This is a genomic window from Novosphingobium sp. FW305-C-30-35, assembly GCF_058783135.1.
Window position 1 is genome coordinate 1,118,779 of the sequence record NZ_JBYSYJ010000001.1, and the last position, 21,643, is coordinate 1,140,421.

The 21,643-nt window shown below is 63.6% G+C and carries 19 protein-coding genes and 1 tRNA gene; 6 read left to right on the plus strand and 14 right to left on the minus strand.

Annotated elements, in window-relative coordinates:
- Nucleotides 1-10: 10 nt before the first annotated feature.
- Both AC3WLM_RS05600 and AC3WLM_RS05605 read right to left on the minus strand, forming a co-directional pair.
- The gene (locus tag AC3WLM_RS05600; protein ID WP_039331973.1) at nt 11-751 is read right to left on the minus strand and encodes a nuclear transport factor 2 family protein; all 741 of its coding nucleotides are present in this window, start codon (nt 749-751) and stop codon (nt 11-13) included.
- Nucleotides 752-811: 60 nt separating this feature from the next.
- Entirely contained in the window at nt 812-2,203 is a 1,392-nt protein-coding gene (locus AC3WLM_RS05605) for an MFS transporter (protein WP_193827108.1), read from the minus strand.
- Between the two features lie 172 nt (nt 2,204-2,375).
- On the opposite strand from AC3WLM_RS05605, the gene AC3WLM_RS05610 reads away from it, so the two are divergent.
- Together AC3WLM_RS05610 and AC3WLM_RS05615 are read left to right on the plus strand one after the other, a co-directional pair.
- Nucleotides 2,376-3,296, plus strand: a complete 921-nt coding sequence (locus AC3WLM_RS05610) for an SDR family NAD(P)-dependent oxidoreductase (RefSeq protein WP_492476831.1) — start codon at nt 2,376-2,378, stop codon at nt 3,294-3,296.
- Entirely contained in the window at nt 3,293-4,213 is a 921-nt protein-coding gene (locus AC3WLM_RS05615; RefSeq protein ID WP_492476832.1) for an SDR family NAD(P)-dependent oxidoreductase, read from the plus strand. The genes AC3WLM_RS05610 and AC3WLM_RS05615 overlap by 4 nt, the downstream gene beginning before the upstream one ends.
- A gap of 63 nt (nt 4,214-4,276) precedes the next feature.
- On the opposite strand, the gene AC3WLM_RS05620 is transcribed toward AC3WLM_RS05615, so the two are convergent.
- Complete coding sequence (locus AC3WLM_RS05620; protein WP_492476833.1) at nt 4,277-5,446, minus strand: amino acid aminotransferase; 1,170 nt, start codon at nt 5,444-5,446, stop codon at nt 4,277-4,279.
- Between the two features lie 124 nt (nt 5,447-5,570).
- Nucleotides 5,571-6,362 carry a DUF1134 domain-containing protein gene (locus tag AC3WLM_RS05625; protein WP_062342730.1) on the minus strand — a complete coding sequence of 264 codons (792 nt, stop codon included), beginning with the start codon at nt 6,360-6,362 and terminating at the stop codon, nt 5,571-5,573.
- Between the two features lie 219 nt (nt 6,363-6,581).
- Here AC3WLM_RS05625 and AC3WLM_RS05630 point away from each other — a divergent pair.
- The 3 genes from AC3WLM_RS05630 to AC3WLM_RS05640 all read left to right on the plus strand — a co-directional run bounded on the left by AC3WLM_RS05630 (nt 6,582) and on the right by AC3WLM_RS05640 (nt 8,679).
- Nucleotides 6,582-6,674, plus strand: a tRNA-Ser gene (locus AC3WLM_RS05630).
- 142 nt (nt 6,675-6,816) lie between these two features.
- Complete coding sequence (maiA, locus tag AC3WLM_RS05635) at nt 6,817-7,458, plus strand: maleylacetoacetate isomerase (RefSeq protein WP_492476834.1); 642 nt, start codon at nt 6,817-6,819, stop codon at nt 7,456-7,458.
- Nucleotides 7,459-7,584: 126 nt separating this feature from the next.
- Nucleotides 7,585-8,679, plus strand: a complete 1,095-nt coding sequence (locus AC3WLM_RS05640; protein WP_492476835.1) for a helix-turn-helix transcriptional regulator — start codon at nt 7,585-7,587, stop codon at nt 8,677-8,679.
- Between the two features lie 36 nt (nt 8,680-8,715).
- On the opposite strand, the gene AC3WLM_RS05645 is transcribed toward AC3WLM_RS05640, so the two are convergent.
- The 8 genes from AC3WLM_RS05645 to AC3WLM_RS05680 form a co-directional block, all read right to left on the minus strand.
- The gene (locus AC3WLM_RS05645; RefSeq protein WP_492476836.1) at nt 8,716-10,917 is read right to left on the minus strand and encodes a TonB-dependent receptor; all 2,202 of its coding nucleotides are present in this window, start codon (nt 10,915-10,917) and stop codon (nt 8,716-8,718) included.
- Between the two features lie 23 nt (nt 10,918-10,940).
- Nucleotides 10,941-12,176 carry a serine hydrolase domain-containing protein gene (locus tag AC3WLM_RS05650; RefSeq protein WP_492476837.1) on the minus strand — a complete coding sequence of 412 codons (1,236 nt, stop codon included), beginning with the start codon at nt 12,174-12,176 and terminating at the stop codon, nt 10,941-10,943.
- Nucleotides 12,177-12,395: 219 nt separating this feature from the next.
- Nucleotides 12,396-13,238: a TorF family putative porin gene (locus AC3WLM_RS05655; RefSeq protein WP_039331780.1), complete on the minus strand. Its 843-nt coding sequence runs from the start codon at nt 13,236-13,238 to the stop codon at nt 12,396-12,398.
- A gap of 248 nt (nt 13,239-13,486) precedes the next feature.
- Entirely contained in the window at nt 13,487-15,016 is a 1,530-nt protein-coding gene (locus tag AC3WLM_RS05660) for a SulP family inorganic anion transporter (protein WP_492476838.1), read from the minus strand.
- Complete coding sequence (locus tag AC3WLM_RS05665; protein WP_492476839.1) at nt 15,013-15,708, minus strand: carbonic anhydrase; 696 nt, start codon at nt 15,706-15,708, stop codon at nt 15,013-15,015. The genes AC3WLM_RS05660 and AC3WLM_RS05665 overlap by 4 nt, the downstream gene beginning before the upstream one ends.
- Nucleotides 15,709-15,825: 117 nt before the next feature.
- Entirely contained in the window at nt 15,826-17,133 is a 1,308-nt protein-coding gene (locus AC3WLM_RS05670) for an ATP-binding protein (protein WP_492476840.1), read from the minus strand.
- Entirely contained in the window at nt 17,133-17,855 is a 723-nt protein-coding gene (locus AC3WLM_RS05675) for a response regulator transcription factor (protein WP_039331775.1), read from the minus strand. The genes AC3WLM_RS05670 and AC3WLM_RS05675 overlap by 1 nt, the downstream gene beginning before the upstream one ends.
- A 223-nt stretch (nt 17,856-18,078) precedes the next feature.
- Nucleotides 18,079-18,426 carry a DOPA 4,5-dioxygenase family protein gene (locus AC3WLM_RS05680; protein WP_492476841.1) on the minus strand — a complete coding sequence of 116 codons (348 nt, stop codon included), beginning with the start codon at nt 18,424-18,426 and terminating at the stop codon, nt 18,079-18,081.
- 174 nt (nt 18,427-18,600) lie between these two features.
- Here AC3WLM_RS05680 and acs point away from each other — a divergent pair, with 174 nt between their 5' ends.
- The gene (acs, locus tag AC3WLM_RS05685) at nt 18,601-20,550 is read left to right on the plus strand and encodes an acetate--CoA ligase (RefSeq protein WP_492476842.1); all 1,950 of its coding nucleotides are present in this window, start codon (nt 18,601-18,603) and stop codon (nt 20,548-20,550) included.
- Between the two features lie 39 nt (nt 20,551-20,589).
- On the opposite strand, the gene AC3WLM_RS05690 is transcribed toward acs, so the two are convergent.
- Nucleotides 20,590-20,883, minus strand: a complete 294-nt coding sequence (locus AC3WLM_RS05690) for a polyhydroxyalkanoic acid system family protein (protein WP_039331771.1) — start codon at nt 20,881-20,883, stop codon at nt 20,590-20,592.
- On the minus strand, nt 20,883-21,638 hold the full coding sequence (locus AC3WLM_RS05695; protein ID WP_039331770.1) for a hypothetical protein: 756 nt from the start codon (nt 21,636-21,638) through the stop codon (nt 20,883-20,885). The genes AC3WLM_RS05690 and AC3WLM_RS05695 overlap by 1 nt, the downstream gene beginning before the upstream one ends.
- Nucleotides 21,639-21,643 lie beyond the last annotated feature (5 nt).

Below are 21,643 nucleotides of genomic sequence, written 5' to 3' on the forward strand. Positions count from 1 at the left end.
CAGCATTCGTTTAGCCGCGCGCGTTCTCGCGGTCGATGTCACCCTGCCAGCGCTGCGCCACCATTTCCTCACCCGTGACCGGGTGCTTCATGTGGAAGGCGTTGAGCTTGTGCGTGGGCCACAGCCAGTGATCGGTGATCAGCTCGTCCGGGCCGGTCGGGTCTTCCGGATAGGTCACCTTGGGGAACGGCACGTATTCATGCGGGGTGTTGGCCCAGCCGCTTTCGAAATCGGCGTGCCAGATCGGCATGTAGTTGAGGATGTGCATCCGCCACACGCCGTCCACCTTCTTGTAGGTGTTCTCGTAGATGCCGCCTTCCCACCACTGGCGCGCCTTGAGGTGCGGGGCATCGCCTTCGTAGTCCTTGTGGCGGCCGGCCTGCATCATCGAGCGGGCGCGCCCCAGCGCGGTGACGCCATCGGGCTGGATGTTGATGATGTCCTGCAACTGCGGGTGATCGAGCAGGAAGCCATCGATCGGGCCGTTGTTGCCGTAGGTGAAGCGCTTCTGGAAGCGTTCGACATAGAGGCGGCGAACGCCTTCCTTGCCTTTCCACACGCCGCCGAAGAAGCGCACTTCGCCATCGTCGGTGAACAGGTCGACCGTCTCGTTATACATGCACTTGTCGATCAGGTAGCCGTAGAGATGCTGCAGCTTGCGGATATCAAGCTCATCCTCGCGCACCGTCAGGCGCTTTTCGAGATCGTTCAGGCGGCTTTCGAGCGCGGCAATCTGGCTGTTATCGGACACGTCCAACTCCCTTATATTTTGTAAGTCTTACTAACAATCTGACGAGCTGTGCGAGTCCTGTCAACGCCCCATTGCCTCCAGGCGCTCCACTTCCTCGCGATAGGGGCGAATTGCCTTGAACATGAGGAATGTAGCGAGTGGCATGAGCACGCTGGCGGTGATCAGCAGGGCCTTCCACAACTGGGTGGGATCGCCGATCAGAACGTCCTGCACCTTGCCCACGACGTAGCTGCCCATCGCACCGAAGAAGGTGAACATGAACAGGTAGAAGGCGGTCACTTGTCCGCGCATGTCGTTGGGTGCGACGCGCTGGACCGCGGCGTTCTGCGGCACGGCGCCGGCGATGCCGAACATGCCCGAAAGCCCGAACATGATCAGCGAACCCCAGGCCGTAGGCATCAGGATGGCAGTGATGGTGCAGACGGTGACGCCCGCCGCGCAGCAAGTGGCGGCGCGGACGTTTGCGTCCTTGTAGCGCTTGGCCAGCCATTCGACGAACAGGCCGCCAAGCAGCAGGCCCGAAAGCGAGGCGATCAGCACCGTGATGCCGAGTGCTGCACCGATCTGCCCTTCGTTCCAGCCAAAGGTGCGGATCATGAAGGGCACGCGCCAGAACTGCAGGCCGAAGGTTTCGACCGCGCTGAGGGCCAGCGCGCCGAACAGCGGATAATAGACGCGCGGCTTGGCATTGATCGCGCGAAAGGCATCCAGCCCCATGAAGGTCAGCACCTTGCGCCCGAACGTGGCATTGACCGGGACCATCGGCGCGTCAGCCGCAGGGGCCATGCGCGGGGGCTCCTTGATCGTCAGGAACAGCAGGCCGACGAGGAGCGAAGGGATACCCATGAATATCAGGATCCACTGCCAGCCGAGGATCGTCAGCGGGCCGAGGTGAGTCGGCCCCCACGGCGCGGTCATCATCACCAGCATGCCGCCGATGAGCGGACCGAGGGTAGTGCCGCCGATGAAGCCGAACTGCAGCAGCGCAAAGGCGCGGGTGAGCTTCCTGGGCGGAAAGGCATCGGCAAGCAGTGAGTAGGACGCGGGCGCATGGGCGGAACCGCCGGCAGCAAGGAATACCCGGCTGCCGACGAACTGGCCGAAGCTTTGAGCAAGACCGCCTGCCGATATGATCACTCCGACAAGCGCGGCACCTGCGCCAAGCACGTATTTGCGCGGGTAGATGTCAGCCAGGCGCGCCAGCGGAATGCCGACGAACAGGTAGCAGATGATGCTGGCGGGCCCGGCGAGGAACCCGAGCTGCGAATCAGTGAGGCCGAAATCGTGCTTGATCCGCTCTGCCAGCATGCCGAAAGTGATCGCGTCGAAGAACGTCAGGAACGTCGCCAGGACGATGACGAACAGGGCCCAGTAGGCTGCGCTTGCCGGATGCTCGGCACGTTCATGCTGAACGCCGCCTTCGGGAACTGCCGTGACTGCGACACCTGCCATGTGCTCTCCTCTCTCGCCGTGCCCGCTCTCGGGACGGTCCTTTGCCGGACCTTTTCGAAGCAGCGATATTGTTAGTCTTGCATACAAATTCGCGCTGGTGAATACACAAGGTGAAAAATGATTCCCCGCCACCGAGACTTGGCGGCGGACGACGAGGAATGGAGAGGATCTGATGCAGAATCTGCCGGGCAAGACAGCATTCGTGACGGGCGGCGCCAGCGGCATCGGCCTCGGCATCGCCAAGGCGCTGCTGGGTGCCGGGATGAACGTGACCATCGCCGACATCCGGCAGGATCACCTCGATTCGGCGGTCGAGGAGCTGGCCGGAGGCGAGCGCGTGCTGGCGGTGAAGCTGGACGTGACCAACCGCGAGCAGTTCGCGACCGTGGCCGATGCGGTCGAGGCGAAATTCGGCAAGATCCACATCCTGGTGAACAATGCAGGCGTTGCCGTGGTCGGGCCGACGGAACTGGCGACCTTTGCCGACTGGGACTGGGTCATGGGCGTGAACGTGGGCGGCACGATCAACGGCATCGTCACCATCCTGCCGCGCATCCTTGCCCATGGCGAAGGTGGGCACATCGTCTGCACCGCATCGATGAGCGCGCTGGTGCCGGTGGGGATGACCACGATCTATTCGTCGGGCAAGGCGGCGGTCACCTCGATGATGGAGTGCATGCGCCCGGAACTGGAACCGCGCGGCGTGATCTGCAGCGCCTTCTGCCCGGGCGCGGTGCAATCGAACATCGCCGATGCGGCCAAGACGCGCCCCGCCGACCTGGCCGACACCGGCTATGCCGAGGCCGACAAGCGCCGCGCATCGGGCGGCAACTTCATGCATCTGTACCAGACCAAGGAGCAGGTGGGCGAACGCGTTCTGAAAGGCATCCTCAATGACGAGCTCTATATCCTCACCCACTCCGAGTTCCTGACAGGCGTGGAAGAGCGCGGCCTTGCCACGACGGCAGCGGTGCAGACCCACCTGCCCGAGAACCCGGAATACAAGCAGACTTTCGCCATGCTGTTCCGTAATCCCGCGATCACCGAGGAGATCGCGCGGCAGAACAGGCTGAAGGAAGGGCGCGCCAAGTGAAGGACTTCGCAGGACGCACCGCCTTCGTCACCGGAGGCGCGAACGGCGTGGGCATCGGGCTCGTCCGCCAGCTGCTGAACGAGGGGTGCAAGGTCGCCATTGCCGATATCCGGCAGGATTCGATCGACAAGGCGTTGGCGTCACTCGACAATCGCGAGGTCATGGGCGTGCAGCTGGACGTCGCCAGCCGCGATGGCTTCAAGGCTGCGGCGGACGAGGTCGAGGCGAAGTTCGGGCCGGTTTCGATCCTGTGCAACAATGCCGGGGTGAACCTGTTCCAGCCGATCGAGGAGTCCTCCTACGACGACTGGGACTGGCTGCTGGGCGTCAACCTCCACGGCGTGATCAACGGAGTGATGACCTTTGTGCCGCGCATGGTGGAGCGCGTGAAGGCGGGCGAGCAGAAGGGCGGTCACGTGGTGAACACCGCCTCGATGGCGGCATTTCTCGCGGCGGGCAGCCCCGGCATCTACAACACCACCAAGTTCGCGGTGCGCGGGCTTTCGGAATCGCTGCACTATTCGCTGCTGAAGTATCAGATCGGCGTCTCGGTGCTGTGTCCGGGCCTGGTGAAAAGCTACATCTATGCCAGCGACGACGTGCGGCCCGATGCACTGAAGGGCGCGATGAAGCCGGTCGATCCTAGTGCGGTGGAGCGGCTGCAGGGCCTGCACGAATTCGGCATGGAGCCCGACGTGATCGGTGCCCGCGTGATCGAGGCGATGAAGGCCAACCGCCTGCACATCTTCTCGCACCCCGACCACAAGGAAGAAGTGCGCGAGATATTCGACGAGATCATCGCCGAGTATCAGGACTACCCGAAGGACCCCGGATATGACCGGCGGGTGGCCTTCGAGAAGTTCCGCGCCGACAGCTTTGCCGAAGCGCGGCGGCAGTCAAGGGCTGCGGATTTCTGAGCGCAAACGAATAGGGCGGAGCCGCGAGGCCCCGCCCTTTCTCGTCGAACCAGGCGTGCCGCTTCAGGCGACGTCGCGCAGGGCCTCGACGAACTTGTCGATGTTGCCTGTGGTCAGACCGGCAATGTTGATGCGGCCCGAACCTGCCATGTAGACGCCATGCTTCTCGCGGATGGCGAGGATCTGTTCGCCGTTGAGCGGCAGCATCGAGAACAGGCCGTTCTGCACGCCCAGCGGCGCCATGCTGATCGGACCGACCTGCTGCGCGGCGGCGAGGCGATCACGCACCCAGCGCATGCGATCGCGCATCTCGTCAAGCTCGGCCAGCCACGTCGCGGTCAGGCTTTCGTCGGCGAGGATCAGGCGAACCGCAGCGGCACCGTGATCGGGCGGCATCGACCACGAAGCGCGGGCGATCGTCGCACCGTTGGCCATGGCATTGGCGAGCGCGGTAGCGTCAGACGTGACGGCATAGAACGCGCCGACGCGATCGCGGTAGAGACCGAAGTTCTTGTCGCATGAGTAGGCGACCAGCGCTTCGGGAACGACCGAGAGAACCTTGCGCAGGCCATAGGCGTCGGCCTCCATGCCATATCCCAGGCCCTGGTAGGCAAGGTCAAGGATCGGCAGAACCTTGCGCTCGACGAGCAGCGGGGCGATCTCGTCCCACTGCGCGTCGGTGTAGTCGACGCCGGTCGGGTTGTGGCAGCAGCCGTGAAGGAGGACGGCATCGCCCGGCTCAGCCTGGGCGAGCGCAGCCTTGAGCGCGTCGAGATCGGCAAAGCCATCGGCAGTCATGTGGCTGAAGGTCTTCAGCTCGACACCCACAGCCGCGATGATCTGGGCGTGATTGGGCCACGAGGGCGTGCCCATCCATACGCGCTTGACGCCCGAACGCTTGGCCACCTCGATGGCAAGGCGCACGGCACCCGTGCCGCCCGGAGCCTGCATCCCTTCAACCTTCGAACGGTCGAAGTCCTTGCCGAAGACGTAGGGGATAAGCGCGTGGACAAAGCCCATGTCGCCTTCAGGGCCGAGGTAGGCCTTGGAATCCTGCGTTTCGAGCAGCCTGGCTTCGGCGGCCTTGATCGCCTTGAACACCGGCGTGTCGCCCTCGGCCGTGCGGTAGACGCCCACGCCGAGGTCAATCTTGTCAGCGCGCGGATCGGCATTGTGGAGCTTGATCAGCGCCAGAAGTGCGTCGGCGGGCTGGGCGGCAAGATTTTCGAGCATGAGGCCTTCCTTTGCGGGGAGCAAATTGCGGCGGCTCCATGCCGCCGGAAGGCCTCGGGGGCAACCCTACATTTCAATTATAAGGTATGCAGGAGACAATTTGCAGCGATATTGCGTGAAACCGTCAGAACGGGAACCAGTTCTGCTTGCGCGAGAACTTCATGTAGCCGCCGTTGATGCCAAGGCGCAGTCCTGCCCCCGAGCGGACGGGAATCAGCACGGTGTCGCCCTTGCGCAGATAGCTGACGTGGAAACCGCCAACCAGGTAGGCTTGGCCCTCGCCCGCGGGGAAGCGCTTGTACAGCTCCTCGCTGTCGAACAGATTGTAGACCAGAACGAAGGTGCTGGCAGCATTGGCGCCCGCGTCGAAGCCGATCGACGGGCCGGTCCAGTAGACCGGGCGCTCACCCTCGACCTTGTGATGCAGCGTGCCCGAGCCGTAGCGCAAGCCGACAACCAGCGCACCCCCGGCTTCGCGGCCGACGATGTAGGCGTTGGGTTCGCCCTGCTTCTTGAGCAGGTCCTTGATCACGTCGGCCAGGCCAGCAGCGCCCTTGCCGAACACGCCTTCGGCGGCGCCGATCAGGTCATCGTCCTTGTAGGTCGATCCGGTTGCTGCCTGAGGTGATGCGGCGACTGTGCCCTGCGGCGTGGCAGGTGCAGGAGGCTGATAGGGCTGCGTCGACGGCGGCGGGGCATCGGCCGGGAGCGCCGGAAGCGAACCCGCTTCCGCACCGGCGGGCACTGCTGCGGGCGTTGGCGTCGAGGCCGGTGCATTGGACTGGGGTGCAAGGTCACCGTCGATCACGGAATTGGGATCAACTGTCTGGACCTGCGCCAAAGCGGCGTTGGCGGTGAGCGCAAGGCAAGCGGCAAGGCCGGTTACCAAGGTGCGCGCTTTCGACATCGTAATCATGAATTCCCGTCCGTCCCGATCTTCGCACGCATTTGCGCACCCCTGCCCTTCAAGCAGAATCCAAGGCTGGGCCCACGACAATGAACCGGCGATGAGCCGAGTCCAAAACGCGCCGAACCGCCTGCGCGGAATGATTTTCGATTTGGCCGGATTTTTGCCCGAGAGCCCCTTGCCGCCCCCCACAACCCTCGTTATAGCGCGCCCTCGCCGCTGCGATCCGGAGACGTGGGTGAGTGGCTGAAACCAACGGTTTGCTAAACCGTCGTACTGGTAAATCCGGTACCGAGGGTTCGAATCCCTCCGTCTCCGCCACTATGCGTAAATGCCGCAAGCCCCTCCAGACCATGATGAACACCCGGACCGGGCGGCCTTGCTGAGCGGCTTGGGGATGAACGCGGGATGGCATCCGGCACGGTCCTGGGCGATACCACCAGCATGACTGGTGGACCGACTCATGACTGATACTCTGATCCTGCATGGTTTCTGGCGCTCTACGGCGACGTGGCGGGTACGCATCGCACTCTGCATGAAGGGGCTCGAATGGCAGGGCGTTGCGCATGACTTGCGGGCGGGCGATCAGCAGGCGCCGGACTACCTCGCGCTCAACCCGCAAGGGTTCGTGCCCGCGCTGGTGAGCGATGGCGCGGTCCTGACCCAGAGCCTTGCCATCTGCGAATATCTGGACGAGTTGCATCCCCATCCCCCGCTCCTGCCGCCAACGCCTCTGGAGCGCGCCCGCGTTCGCGCCGCTGCGCAAGTCATCGCCTGCGACATCCACCCGGTCCAGAACCTGAAGGTGCTCAAGATGTTGCGCCGGCGTGGCATGACGGAAAGCGAGACCAATGCCTGGGCAGCCGAGGTCATCGAAAGCGGCCTCAGTGCCTTTGCCACTCTCATCGCGGACTTCGACGGTCCTTATTGCTTTGGCGATCAGCTTACGCTGGCCGACGTGGTGCTGGTTCCGCAACTGGGCAATGCACGCCGCTTTGGCGCAAGGTTCGACTTCGGAAGGATCGCAGCGATCGAAGGGGAATGCATGAAGCTTGCCGCATTCGCGTCTGCGGCGCCGGAACGGCAGCCTGATGCGCCGTCGTGACGCAGCGGCATGGCGCGGTCGACGGGGTAGCGGAAACCGTATCGCCGCATCGCAAAGTCGGTTACAGCCGCGGCAAGCCCTGAAATCGAAAACGGCGGGCAGAGCGAAGAGGAGTGCGGGCCAAGGGTGAGCGACAACGATCTCGTTGCGGCCATGTACGGCGCGGTCGGCGAGGATGCTCGCTGGACTGAAGTCCTCGACGCGATCAAAGTGCGCCTTGGCGTAGCAAGCGCGGTGTTTCAGCGGCTGGTGACGGACGGGGACGATCTGGTGCCGGTCACAAGCCTGCGTGACACCTGGTCCACCCAGGAAGCCGAAACCCATGACGCATGGGCGAATTCACCGCTCAACCCGCGGTTTCGCCGCGATACCGAACCGCGCGGACAGGACGAGATCGAAAGCGACTTGCGCTGCATTGCGCTGACGGCAAGCGACCGGGAGGCGCTCAGGCGCGGTCTTGCAGGCTGCGGCCTCGGCGCCGGTTTCTGGCTCGGCTGCAAGACCGTGCCGGGAGAACACACGACGCTGATCTTTCATCGCCACGCCGGCGACGGGCGCGACATGACCGAGGAGGACCTGCGCTTCCTCAACCTGCTGCTGCCGCATTTTCGGCAGGTCTCGCGATTGGTGACCAGCATGGCAGGATACGAGGCGCGTCTTTCGGTCGCCGAAGCCTTCATGGATTCGACCAGCCTGGCGCTGCTCGCCTGTGACGCCGATCTGGGAATCCACTGGATGAACGCTGCTGCCGAGGCGCTTATCGATGCCTTGCCGCAGGTCAGGCAGGTAGGGGGCAGATTGCAGTTTGGCGCGAGCGAGGCCACCGGCGTTGTCCGCGCCGCGATCGCAGGGACGCTGGGTGATACCTGCCGCGTGCCCGGTGAGCAGCCGGCCGAAGTCCTTCATTTGCGCGTGCTGCGCCGCGATGCGGCAGACAAGCGCAGGTGGGGGCGAAAACTGGCCTTGCTGGCGCTGTGCTCGCCCGGCACGGCTCCCCGGATCGATGCGTTCGAAGTGGCCAGCCTGTTCGGACTGACAACGGCCGAGGCCACGTTGACCGCGCACCTCGTCGGGGGGATGACGGTCAAGGACTACGCGGCGCATCGCGGCATTGCCGAGGGTACGGCGCGCATGCAGCTCAAGAGCGCCCTGGCCAAGGCGGGCGTCGGAAGACAGGCCGACCTGGTGCGGCAGGTGTGCCAGTCCCTCGCCAGGCTGTAGAGGCCGGAGCGGGCCATCCGCTCCGGCACCCGGGCGTTAGAAGGTGACGTTGAGCTTGACCCCGTACTCGCGCGGCGCACCGTAGAACTCGTTCGAGTTCAGTTGGCCGGTGATATAGTCCTTGTTCGTCAGGTTCGTGCCCCAAGCCTCGAGCTTCAGCCTGTCGTTGATCCTGAGAGTGACGATCGCCGAGAGCAGGCCGCGCGGGTTGAGACGATCCGACAGCGGTGAATAGCCGATGTAGGTGAACTGCTCCCCGACGTAGGCATAGTTCACCCGCGGCGTCAGCGACATTTCCCCGCCAAGCGGGATCTCGTATTCGACGCCGCCGCCCCATGTCCAGCGCGGCGCATAGAGGTTAGGCCCGCCGCCGGTAGTCTGGATGAAGGGGGCGTAGTCGAAGCAGAACGGCGGCGCAGACGGCGTGCCCACCGGGCACTGCGGGCCGAGGTTGGCTCCGCCGAGCTGGCGGGTGTTGACGAAAGTGACGCTCGCCAGATCCGAATCCACGAAAGCCACGTTGGCATCGAAGCCGAAGCCGCCGAAGCGCCCTTGCACCTGCGCTTCCACGCCCTTGATCTCGACAGTCGAGATGTTCTCCACGCCCGCAAAGCCAGTGCTCGGTTCCACGACGTTGAACTGGAAGTTGGCGTACTTGTTGTAGAACGCGCTGATCTGGGTTCGGATGCGGTTGCGCAGGAAGGCGGATTTCCACCCCGCTTCGTAGCTGATCACGCGCTCCGGATCGAAGTTCGATGTGGGCGAATTGAAGCCGCCGGGCTTGTAGCCACGTGCAACCAGCGCATAGAGCAGGTTGTCGGCATCGACCTTCCAGTTGAGCGCGAACTTGCCGGTGGCGAGCGAGTCCTTGTGGCTGCCGGCCAGTGAGGCAACGGCCAGGCCGCCGGGAGGAAAGCCCGGAATGCCCGCGCCGATGGTCACGTCGCCATAGCCGGTGGCCTTGTAGGTGGAATAGCGCGCGCCGAGCTGGGCTTCCAGGCCCGGGACGATCTCGTAATTGCCCTGCGCGAACAAGCCCGTGGTGGTGCGCTGGTTGCCGCCGATGATATCGGTCGGAAAACCCTGCTGGTCCTGCAGGATGCGGATCGCGATATCGTTGCGCTGGAAATATCCGCCAAGGATCCAGTCGAACCGGCCTTCGGTGGGCGAGATGATGTTGATTTCCTGCGTGTAGACTTTCTCCCCCGCAAAGTAGTCTTCGGCAATACCGCCTGGCCCCGCCGAGGCGTCGACGTCGTTCAGGGCATTGATACGCTTGTTCTGGTAGCCAGTGACCGAGCGCAGGGTGATGCCGCTTGCCAGCTCCTGCCGCAGCTCGAGGCTGGCCTGGAATGAGCGTTCGCGGTTGGCGACCGGGGTATCGAAGCTGATCGTGCGGATATCGCCCACGCGGAAGACGTCGTAAGGCGTGCCCAGGATCGGGCGATAGGCATAGCCGCCCGTGTCGCGATCGTTGAACGAGACCTTGGCCACCGCCTGGAACGAGCCGGGCTTCCACATGGCGGTAAGGCGGCCGCCACCTTCGCGCAGCTTGCCCGCATCATTCCCGACCGGGCCGACGCTGGTGTAGAAGCTGTCGCGGTTGCGATAGAAGCCTGCTGCGCGGAAGCCGAACGTGTCGGAAACGGGCAGGTTCACTGCGGCTTCGGATTGAACCGAGTTGTAGTTTCCGCCGCCGAACATGGCATATCCGCCCAGCCCCTCATCCAGCAGCGGGTTCTGCGTGTTGATGAAGATTGCGCCACCCGTGGAGTTCGAGCCGACGAGCGTGCCCTGCGGCCCCCGCAGCACCTCGACGCTGGCAAGGTCGTAGAAGCTGTTGGCCTGCACGATCGGTGGCTGGAACAGGCCGTCGACATACGTCGCGACACCTGCCGTCACGCTTGGCGAATTGCTGGCAAGGCCGATGCCGCGAATATTGATCGACTGCGTGATGCCGCCATCGGAGATGGACAGCGCGGGGCTGGCGTTCTGCAGGTCGGCCAGGTTGGTCACGGCCTTGTCGGCCAGAGCGCTGGCATCGAAGGCGGTGGCGGAAACGGCGACGTCCTGGAGCTTTTCCTTGCGACGCTGCGCGGTAACGATGATTTCGCCAACGCCTTCGCTGGCCTCTTCCGGCGCGCTGGCCGTATCTTGTGCCGCTTGCGCAAACGCGGTGCCAGGCTGGGTGACAAAGGCGAGCGTCATCGCGCAGCCCAGCGCGAACTGAGTCTTCATGGTATCCTCCCTGTTGTTATTGCTTACGGTGCCGGCTTCCACGCAGAGGCGGCGGCAAGGAACGCCATGGTTTCCTGTCCGACACTGCCTTCCGCAGGAGGGAAGTAGCTCAGCTTGACCACCACGGTCCGGCTGGCGGGATCGACGTAAACGTACTGCCCCTGCAGTCCGATGGCCGAATAGGCAGGCGAATTGGCCATCGTCCACCACTGATAGCCATAGCCACCTTCCGGTCCGTCCTCGGGGCCGGCCGGCGCCTGCGCGGCCTTGACCCATTCCTCGCTGATGATGCGCTTGCCGTTGGCCATGCCGCCATCGAGCATCATCTGGCCGAAGCGCGCCCAATCGCGCAGCGTGGCGTTGAAGCCGGCGCCGCTGAACTCGCGCCCGGTGCCGGGCTGGCCATCCATGATGTAGAAGCCATCAGTCTCGGTGCCGAGCGGTTCCCACAGCTTGCGCGCGGTATAGGCCGCCACCGAGCCCCCGCTGACTCGTTCGATCAGCCAGCCAAGCACGGCGGTGTCGATGGTCTTGTAGGCGAAGACTTCTCCGGGCTTCGACTTGCGCTTGATGGTGCGGGCGACATCGGCAAAGCGCGCGACGTTCTTGACGAGAGCGTTGATGTGGTTGCTTGCCGCGATGCCGGGATTGGCGAAGTCGTAGCGCTCCTCGTAATCGACGCCCGAACGCATCTGCAGGATCTGGCGGATGGTCACGCCATCGTAGCCGCTCCCTTTCAATTCGGGCAGATAGCGCACGATCTGATCATCGAGCGAGCTGATCAGCCCATCGGCAAGGGCTGCGCCAACAAGCGTCGAGGTCAGCGACTTGGTCATCGACCAGCCCATGAAGCGCGTGCGCTCGTTCGAGCCATTGCGATAGATTTCGGTGACGATCCGCCCGTCCTTCATGATCAGGAGAGCGTTGGTATAAGTGCGCTCGAGCGCCTGTTCGGCGGTCCAGGTCTTTCCGCCGAATGCGTAGGTGAAATCCATCGGGCGTTCGACCTTGGGCAAGGCCCACGGTGCCCCGGAATGCGCGACCGTGCGCGTGGTGAACAGCTGATCCATGTTGCGAAAGGCAAAGCTGTTCACGTCGGCGTCGTTCATGCGCCAGCGCATTACCTGCGTTGCCACCGGCACTTCCGAAGCGGGACCGGATTGCAGTTGCGCCGGCAATTGTTGCTGCGCGTGAACCGGCATCGGGAAGGCCAGCAGTCCGGACAGCGCGGCTGCGGTCAGACGAATGGCAAGAGTCATCGTGAACTTTCTCCCTGGTGGTCGACTCGCATCGGTCGACCTCGGCACATGGCTAGACCGCGCTGGAAGGCGGCGCATGAACCATTTGGTATATGCCATAACAATTTTATTCCGCCCGCTGGTGACGGGCGGAACGCACAAAGAGAAAGCCCTCCCCTCCGCATCGGAGAGAAGGGCTTTCGTCATTGATCGTCAGGTAGCGGCCAAGGGCCGGCCTGATCAGAAGGCGACAGTAGCCGAAACAACCACGCGCGAACCGGCGATCGACGAACCATCCTTGGTCGACGAGAAGTTCGGCGTCAGGTAATTGAAGTCGGTCGGGGTGAGGTCGGTATCGACATAGGCCACGCCGAGCGTGACGTTGCCGAGGGTGTAATCGGCGCCAACCAGCCAGTCGACATAATCACCGGTCGGCGAAACCGAGGTGCCTTGAGGGCCAAGGCCCTTGTTGCCGCCGGTGGTGTAGCCGATGTGGCCCTTCACGGTCAGGCCGGTGTCAGGGATACCTGCCGATGCATCGGTCCAGACATAGAGATTGTCAGCCTTGGCACCCGGATTGTCGTAAACGCCGGTGGCAGCCGAAGCACCCGAATTGTACCACTGGCCGAGAGCTTCCTGCTTGGGAGCATAGGCTGCGCCGACAAGAAGATTTGCAGGACCGACCGACCCGGACACCTTGACGTAGGGCTCGGCGAAGTCCGTGTTGTCGAGACCGCCCGGATACATGTACCAGGTCAGGCCGACATCGACCGTCACGCCGCTGATTTCGGTCTTGTAGCCACCGATAATGTCGAGTTCCATGTTGGAACCCGCGAAGGTGCCCCAGCCTGCGAGGTTTGAACCCCAGGTGCCGACATAGAAGCCGCTTTCATGCGCCACGGTGACGCCGGCCTGAACCGCCATTTCCTTGTCGGTCATGGAAACGCCGCGGAAGCGGTAGTCCGAAACGAGAGCAGCGCTGCCCGAAACGGTGATGGCGGGGGTTTCTTCCTGCGCGAAAGCCGGAGTCGCAAAGAGTGCGAGGGCGACAGGTGCCACGGCTGCGGCGAGACGGGTCTTCATACGGAACGCTCCCTGGATAGGTTATCACGTTCCACCTGCGTCTGCCGTGCGAGCGCTTCTCAAGAACGGAGCGACGTCACTGCAGAGCCCAAAGTATTACACCCGGTTTTGCTGCACTGCAAGATAGATTCTTGTGCAAAGTGGCAAGAGCCCGCAATTTCTGCGGACTCTTGCCACCATGCGCGCAACAAGAGGGGGTGGGATGTCGCGCGCGATTTGCCAGCTTTGGCCCGGAATCAAGCCAGTGGTCAGGCGTGCGCCAGTGTTTTCAGCAACGGCGCGGGGCCCGAAACGGTCACCGCATTCCCGCGCTGCTTGCGACGCGCCAGCCACTCCGTCAGCATCTCGGCCGTGGTGTGGTCCATCGCGTGGACACGATCGAGATCGACGTGGACAGGCTTGGCAACCGGAACCTGCTCGAGAGCATTGGTGAGGCGCGTAAGACCGAGGAAAGTGGCCGCGCCTTCCAGTTCAAGCCGCACGGTTTCGCCCACGGTCTGCTCGCCCACGCGGAAGCGCAGGTTACGCAGGTGCGGAACAAGTTCGAGCGCAGACAGCGCAAGACCGACGAGCACACCGGTCAGGAGGTCGGTCGTCACCACGAGCGTGAAGGTCGCGACCCAGATCAGAGCTGGCATGAAGCCGTGCACCTCAAAGAGGCGGCGAACCTGCTTGATGCTGACCAGCTTCCATCCGGTGACCACGAGAACGCCGCCCAGCGCCGCCATCGGCACTTCGCGCAGGATAAAGGGCAGCAGGGCCACAAAGCCGAGTATCCACACTCCGTGCATGACCGCAGACATGCGGGTCATCGCACCCGCCTGAACGTTGGCCGAACTGCGCACGATCACGCCCGTCATCGGCAGCGCGTTGACCACACCGCAAAGCAGGTTGCCGACACCCTGCGCCCGCAATTCCTTGTTGTAGTCCGTCCGCACGCCATCGTGCATCCGGTCAACCGCTGCGGCCGAAAGCAGGGTTTCAGCGCTGGCGATGAAGGCGATGGCAATTGCCGAGACGATCAGCGAGCCGTTGGTCAGCGGAGCAAGGAAGTCACCACCGGGCAGAGCGAAGGCAGCACCGATCGAATCCGGAACGACAATCCGCGCCACGTCGAGCCCGAGGCCCCACGCCACGCCTGTCGCCGCCAGCACGCCAAGCAGCGCGCCCGGTACCAGGCCAAGCCTTGCCGGCTTGAGCTTTTCCCACGCCAGCATCGTACCGATGGTGAGCAGGCCGAGCATGAGAGCGAGTTCGGTCGAACGCAGATCGAACGGGGTCAGGCCAAGCACGCGCGCTGGCATCATGGCAAGATTGTCGATCCCGTTGGAAAGCGGCTTGGCGTCGAACAGGATATGGAACTGCCCGATCACGATCAGCGCGCCGATCCCGGCCAGCATGCCATGGACCACTGCAGGCGAGATCGCGCGGAACACGCCGCCCAGCTTGGCCACACCCGCGACGAATTGCAGGGCGCCGGCCAGCACCAGTACCGGCCCGAGAGCGGACAGGCCATTGTCGCGAACGAATTCGAAGACGATCACGGCAAGGCCCGCGGCCGGACCGCTTACCTGCAGCGGCGAACCCGCGAGGAGGCCAACGACGATTCCGCCGATGATCCCGGTGACCAGCCCTTTCTCCGGCGGCACGCCGGAGGCAATGGCGATCCCCATGCACAAGGGCATGGCGACAAGGAACACCACGATCGACGCGGTGAAATCGCGCACGAAGTAGCGGGAAATCCCGCTACCGGCACCATCGGTGGTCGCGGCTGTCATTCTGCGGCCTCAGCAACCCAGGTATCGAGAATGCGGCGCGAGCGGGCGGGAAGCGCCACCGGCAGGGGCTTGTCTTCGCGCAGCGGCACGAATTCGCCGGTCTCGCCATCGAGACCAAGCACCATGCCGGCACTGATGTCGACGAACCAGCCGTGCAGCGACATTTCACCCTTGGCAATTGCCGTCGCCACCGAAGGATGAGTGCGCAGGTGATCAAGCTGGACGATCACGTTCTGCAGGCTGACCGCACGGACGCGCTCATCGGTGCCGAGGTGGGGCGAGCAGCTTGAAACGACGCTTTCGGCTGCGGCACCATGACGCAACCACGCAACCACATTCGGCATGCCTTCCGGCAGCGTCGGCGCGGAGAGCGCCTTCATCGCGCCACAGTCGGAATGGCCGCAAACGATGATGTCACGCACGCCAAGCGCCATGACCGCGTATTCGACGGTCGAGGTCACGCCGCCGTTCATCGTCGCGTAGGGCGGAACCATGTTTCCGGCATTGCGGCACACGAACAGCTCGCCCGGCTGGGCCTGCATGATCTGTTCGGGAACAATGCGCGAGTCCGCGCAAGAAATCATCAGTGCCTTGGGGGACTGCCCCTCGCTCACGAGCTTGCCGAACAGTTCGCGGCTGTCGGGGAAAATGGTCTTTTCGAAGCTAAAGACACGTCCGATAAGTTCGTTCACGGTGCTGGACCTTTCACTAGAATCGACAACCGACTGAGGTCGCCCGGAAACTAGTCAAAGTATGTGTCGCATCTTTCCGCATAAGCGCGGGCGTGTAACGAACTGTTTCGCAACCCTTCAGCTGATCACCAACGGGAAACGGACCGTGACGCGGAGCCCTCCCGTGGGCCGGTTGCGCAATTGCAAGGTGCCATTGTCCAGCTGGATTGCCCGGCGCACGATGGCGAGACCAAGGCCCATTCCCGGTGTGTCCCGGGCACGCGCCGTGTCCAGACGGACGAACGGCTGCAGAACATCCTCGATCCGCTCGGCCGGAATGCCGGGGCCATCGTCATCGAACTGTAGCTCGGCCGCCCCGTCAACGCGCCGCACGGTAACCCGCACGTTGCCAGCGTAATGGAGTGCATTCTCGATCAGATTGGAAAGAGCACGCCGCACCGAGACGGGACGCGCCATGATCTCGAGGCTTTCAAGCCCGTGAAAGGTGGCATCGGCGCCATTGTCGGCCGCCGTGTCCACCAGAGTCTGCGCCATGACGGCAACGTCAATACGCTCTGCCGGCAAGCGACTCCCACCGGATTCGACGAAGGCCTGCAGCGATTCGAGCATGTGTCGCATCTCGCCAAGGTCAGCGCTCATGCCCTCGCGCGTTTCCTCGTCAAGATCGAGGCTTTCGACGCGCAGTTGCATTCGCGAGAGCGGCGTGCGCAGATCATGCCCGATTGCCAGCATGGACTGCGTGCGATTGGTCATGGATTCATAGACGCGTTGCTGCATCTCATTGAAGGCATGGATCAGGTCGCGCACTTCCGCCGTGCCTTGTTCGGAAAGAAGTTGCGGCGGCCCCGAACCAACCGTTTTCGACGCCCGGACCAGCGTCCGCAACGGCGCCAGCGTGGCCCGAAAAAGGACCCAGGCCAGCAGCACGAGGGCCAAGGTCGGCATCATCAGCGTGAGGATGCGCCCGGCATTGAGTGTCCAGGCATCGCTGGCATAAGTCTGGAACTGCACGACGCTGCGGTCAGGCAAGATCAGCGAACCGGTGACATTGCCGGCGACGGCAACCGGTTTGAGGTGCAACTGCAAGTCGGCACGGCCGAGTTCGGGTGCGTCTTCTATGATCTGTTCGCGCAAGCGTGAAAGCTGGATGGAACCGCTTGGACGCTTGCCTGACGGCTGCCAGTCGAGCGCGAACCGGGCCGAACTGAGATCCCTGGCAACCTGCTGGCGTTCGGTAACCGGCGCACGCTCGATCGCACGCGTTGCGATGATCAGGTTCTCGGCAACGCGCGCGGCATCATCCTCGCGCAGCGCGAACTGGCTGGCACGATCGAACAACAGGGTATTGGCCGCAAAATCGACCAACGCGACAAGCAGCAGGATTGCCAGCAGCCGCTCGGGCAGGCCAAAGCGGCGCGACAGCATCAGGCGCGCTGCACTTCGGCCTTGAACATGTACCCCACGCCGCGAACCGTCACGATCGGGGCATTGCCTCCGGCCGCCGAGAGCTTGCGCCGCAGGCGACTGACCAGCACGTCGACGCTGCGATCCGAACTGTCACCCAGACGGGTTCGCGAGAGTTCGATCAGGCGTTCGCGCCCCAGTACGCGCTGCGGCTGCCCGATGAACGTGGCCAGCAAATCGAATTCGGCCCCCGTCAGGTCAACCATCGCGCCGCTGGGCGAATGCAGTTCGCGCCGGGCCATCGAGACGGACCAGCCGTCAAAATGGATGTCGCCGCTCCGGCTGCCCGTATCGCCAGCGGTATCGGTGACGGCGTTTGCCCCGCGACGCAGCACCGCGCCGATCCGGGCTACCAGTTCGCGCGTGCTGAACGGCTTGGGCAGATAGTCGTCTGCGCCCAGTTCAAGCCCGAGGACGCGATCCTCCTCGCTGCCGCGAGCGGAGACGAAGATGATGGGCACGTCGCTTTGCTTGCGCAGGCGGCGGAACAGCTCGATCCCGCTCGTGCCCGGCAACATGATGTCGAGCACGACCAGGTCGGCCGGCTCGCTTTCCAGCGCAACCCACATTTCTGCGCCAGTGGCAGCAGTGCGGACATTGTAGCCGTTTTCCCGCAGGGCACGCGCGGTCAGCGTCCGCAGCGGCCCGTCGTCTTCCACAAGTACGATTGATGGAGATTGCATAAAGCTCCGGCGCGGTTGCAGCAACACGGTGCACGATAGCAGCGACGCCCGTGGTGCCAAGGTTGAAGAACAGGCACTATGGTGACGTTTGCTGGGGAAAACCGGCGGTTTGGCGCCCTGTTTGCGCCTGCCCGATCCGTTCGCCCCCGCAGACCGACAAGTCCTCTAGCTGAAGGCACCGTTTTGCGCGTAACGGGCGGCAATGCGACAAAATATTGCTGATTTACATTTTTGACTGATTTGATCCGAATTGAGCAAGGTTGAGGGCCTCGCTATCGCCCAACCACATGACATGGCGGGTGTGATCGTCCAGATCGTTGCCGCTGTTGCCATGGCAGAAGATCGTGAAGTGCCCGCGATTTTGCATCATCCAGGCAATGGCCGGGCCGATTCGCTCCGCCTGAATCGTCAGCTGGCAAGAGCCTCGCGGATGCGGGCCAACCGGACGAGCATGCACTCGCCCCATTGCGACGCCAAGTTCGTCGCGCATTCTCATGCACAGCGCACCGGCTTCGTCTGCTTCTGCGGGATCGAAATAGACATGCGCGTGATAGTCGGCGAAGGTTTGCATTTCCTGCTATTGCGTCAAGCGCTTGCCAATCGCAACATCGTGCTGCCAAGGGCTTATGGAGCGCCTTGCCGCTTCGGCGGAGTCGGCAGATATCTACGACTATTGTCCAAAAGCCCAAACGGCCGGCACACGGTAGACACGCGGGCAAGAGAAAGTTTCGAGGAGGGTTTGAACATGGGCGAAGCAGTCTATCCGGTCCCTGCAGAATGGGCCGAGAACGCCCTTGTCGATGAAGCGGGCTACTTCGAGATGTACCGCCAGTCGGTGGAATATCCCGAAGCGTTCTGGGCCGAACACGGCAAGCGGCTAGACTGGATCAAGCCCTTCACCAAGGTGAAGAACACTTCCTATCACGAAGCCGATTTCGGCATCCGCTGGTTCGAGGACGGCACGCTCAACCTCTCTGCCAACTGCCTTGACCGCCACCTGGCAGAGCGCGGCGAACAGATCGCCATCCTGTGGGAGCCGGACAGCCCTGCCACGCCCCACCGCGAGATCACTTACCGCGAGCTGCACGAACAGGTCTGCCGCTTTGCCAACCTGCTCAAGGCGCAAGGGGTGAAGCGCGGGGAGCGCGTCACGATCTACCTGCCGATGGTGCCCGAAGCCGCCGTCGCCATGCTTGCCTGCGCCCGCATCGGCGCGATCCACTCGATCGTCTTTGCCGGCTTCAGCCCCGATGCCCTTGCCGGTCGCATCATCGACTGCGACAGCCGCATCGTCCTGACGTCTGACGAAGGCCTGCGCGGCGGCAAGAAGGTTCCGCTCAAGGCCAACGTCGACGAAGCGCTCAAGCAGTGTCCGGGCGTCGACAGTGTCATCGTGCTGCGCCACACCGGTGCCGACGTGCCGATGGTTGAAGGCCGCGACGTTGATTGGGCCACCGGCGTTTCGGCGCAAAGCGCGGACTGCACGCCGGAGGAAATGAATGCGGAAGACCCGCTGTTCATCCTCTACACTTCAGGCTCCACCGGCAAGCCCAAGGGCGTGCTGCACACCACCGGCGGCTACTCGGTCTGGGCCTCGATGACCCACCAGTACGTGTTCGATTACCGTCCCGGCCAGATCTACTGGTGCGCGGCCGACATCGGCTGGGTCACCGGCCACTCCTATGTCGTCTACGGACCGCTCGCCAACGGCGCGACCACCGTGATGTTCGAAGGCGTGCCGAACTTCCCCGATCCCAGCCGCTTCTGGCAGGTGGTCGACAAGTTCAAGGTCGAGATCTTCTATGGGGCTCCCACAGCCCTGCGCGCCCTGATGCGCGAAGGCGATGACTGGGTGAAGCAGACCAGCCGCGCCTCGCTGCGCCTGCTGGGCTCGGTGGGTGAGCCGATCAATCCCGAGGCCTGGGAATGGTATCACAAGGTCGTGGGCGACAGCCGCTGCCCGATCGTCGACACCTGGTGGCAGACCGAAACCGGCGCGGCGATGATCACCCCGCTTCCGGGCGCCACGCCGCTCAAGCCCGGCTCGGCCAGCCGCCCGTTCTTCGGCGTGAAGCCCGCCCTTGTCGACAATGAGGGCAACTTCCTCGACGGTGCGACCGACGGCTGCCTGGTCATCACCGACTCATGGCCCGGCCAGATGCGCACCGTGTGGGGTGATCACGAGCGCTTCTTCCAGACCTATTTCAGCACCTTCAAGGGCCTCTATTTCACCGGTGACGGCTGTCGGCGCGACGAGGACGGATACTACTGGATCACCGGCCGTATCGACGACGTGATCAACGTCTCGGGCCACCGCATGGGCACCGCCGAGATCGAAAGCGCGCTGGTTGCCCACGCCAAGGTTGCCGAAGCCGCGGTCGTCGGAATGCCGCACGACATCAAGGGCCAGGGCATCTACGCCTTCGTCACCTGCAATGCCGAGGTCGAGCCGGACGAGGCGCTGCGCAAGGAACTGATCCAGTGGGTGCGCCACGAAATCGGCCCGATCGCCACGCCCGACGTGATCCAGTTCGCCCCTGGCCTGCCCAAGACCCGCTCGGGCAAGATCATGCGCCGCATTCTGCGCAAGATCGGCGAGAACGACATGTCGAACCTTGGCGATACCTCGACGCTGGCCGATCCCAGCGTGGTCGACAACCTCGTCGCCAACCGCCCGCAACTGGAAAAGGCCTGATCTGGAGAGGGCGCGGCCTTCAGGGCTGCGCCCCTGGCTTCACGTCAGCAGCTTGCCGCTCTTCTCGCGGATCACGCCTTCGATCATGCGCTTGGCAAAGCCTAGGCTGGCGGGAATATCCACCTCGACCACAAGCTCCTTCTCGGCCAGTTCCACTCCGCAATCGAGCGTGTAGCCCATCGCGCTGACGGTCATCACCATGTGGTCGTCATCGGTGAAGGCGGTGCTAACGGTCGCCATGCCATCGGCCTTGGCCGCCGCCTGCGCAGCCTTCTCGCGCAGGCGGCGGCGCGCTTCGTCACGGTCGAGCGAGTGGGGAATGGCGATACGCATCAGTAGACCTTCGGAGCTTCAAGCTGTGGCGCGGCCTCTAGACCTTCCCCATAGCGATAGTCCAGATAGCGTCCGCGCACGGCCAGCGCATCGAGATCGCCCGCCGCCAGCTGCCGCGTGATCTCGTCGATTTCCTTGCTGATCTTGGCAAGACCATCGGCCAGCTGCTGATCGGCATTGCGCCCGCCGCGCTCCTCGCGCCGCAGGTGCTGCGGAATCTTGCGGTAGCTTTCGACCATGCCCGGCAGATGCTCGCCCACCAGCTTGCGCACTTCGACTGCGGCAGGTTCGGCCGGATCGATGCCTTCCAGCTGCAGCCCCAGACCATCGAGCTGCACGCCGATCTGGTCCACCAACTGCACCGCAGGCGCAGGCAGCGCCGGACGCTGGGCCTCAAGCCACAGTTCGGTCCGCCCGACCATCGTGCGAACATCGCCGGTGTTCAGCGCTGAAAGATCAGGGACCTTCATCTTCGGATATTTCGCGAAGAATGCCAGCGCAGCAATGATCGCCAGGCCCAGCACCATCACCCCGGTAACGCCGATGCCATCGAGGATCATCCCCGCCACCATCGCACCCACCAGCAGCACGCCGACCGACATCGCCATGCGCGCGGCCTTCTTGCCGAAGTGCTGGCGCTTCAGTTCGGCCGAACGCTTGCCGATGCTGCGTCGCCCCCCTGCCTGCTGGCGCACCAGCGAGGAGCGCGCTTCGGCAAGGATACGGTCGCTGTCATGTGCCGAGGAATTGGCCATGCGCT